Origin of the sequence: Bacillus sp. JJ783 (genome assembly GCF_036963225.1) — a bacterium.
In the GTDB taxonomy this organism is placed as follows: Bacteria; Bacillota; Bacilli; order Bacillales; family Bacillaceae_G; genus Bacillus_A; species Bacillus_A cereus_U.
Genome location: NZ_JBALMG010000152.1, coordinates 203 through 1,314, shown reverse-complemented (window position 1 = coordinate 1,314; position 1,112 = coordinate 203). Strand labels below are relative to the sequence as shown.

Below are 1,112 nucleotides of genomic sequence, written 5' to 3'. Positions count from 1 at the left end.
ATATCAACCTTACAATGCTTGTCAAATAACAGGTGATGTTTCAGACCAAAATATTTCATTAGCAAATGGAAGCATTACTGTTAGTATAGAAGGCGCAAAACATGTAATAAAAGAAATTGAGCAGTTTTTGAACAAGAGTGAGATTTAGTCTTAATTTATTATTCTTTTGAAAAACTGAAAAAGAAAAGGACCATAATCGGTCCTTTTCTTTTGTTTATTGAGAAATATTTGAGAGGAAGGGAAATGGAACGAATAAAACGAATGTTAAATCTAAACGTATTCAATAGTGGTCTGAAATGAAAATAATACATTTTCAGGAGGGATTACGATGAATAGTAGTACAGCGAATAAACAAAAAGGCATTAAATTAATTCCGTTTACTGTAAATAAAGTGGTTGAGCAAGTAAATGAAATTCCACCAGGTGTACAACTGATTCATGCTCCGCAAGTATGGGAAAAGAGTGCGAAAGGGAAAGATATTGTCGTTGCCGTTTTAGATACAGGTTGTGATATAAATCATGTAGATTTAAAAGATCGTATTATTGGTGGGAGAAATTTCACGAAAGATTATGAAGGTGATTCGAAAATTTATCTTGATAATAATGGCCATGGTACTCATGTAGCAGGGACAATCGCAGCAACCGAAAACGGAGTGGGTGTATTAGGTGTAGCACCACTTGCTAAAATGTTAGTTTTAAAAGTATTAGCTGGAGATGGTTCTGGAAGCTATGAGCAAATTATCGAGGCCATTCATTATGCTGTAAATTGGAGAGGACCGAATAAAGAGAAAGTGAGAATTATTTCAATGTCACTTGGTGGCCCGCAAGATGTACCAGAGTTACATGAAGCTATTCAAAATGCGGTAAAACAAGACGTACTTGTCGTATGCGCTGCTGGAAATGATGGGGATTGTAACGATGATACTTCAGAATTAGATTTTCCAGGTGCTTATTCTGAAGTAATTGAAGTAGGTGCTGTTAATTTAGAGCGGAAAATTTCATGCTTTAGTAATTCAAATCAAGAAATTGATTTAGTAGCGCCGGGTGATGAAATACTGTCTACGTATCCAGAGGGGAAATATGCAGTATTAAGTGGTACTTCAATGGCGACGC

Annotated in this window: 2 pseudogenes; both read left to right on the top strand. The window is 35.6% G+C overall.

Features of this window, described 5'->3' with window-relative positions:
- Positions 1–148 (top strand): annotated as a pseudogene (locus V7038_RS25385) (AbrB/MazE/SpoVT family DNA-binding domain-containing protein); the annotation flags it as partial.
- A 180-nt stretch (positions 149–328) separates the two neighbouring features.
- Positions 329–1,112 (top strand): annotated as a pseudogene (locus V7038_RS25380) (S8 family peptidase); the annotation flags it as partial.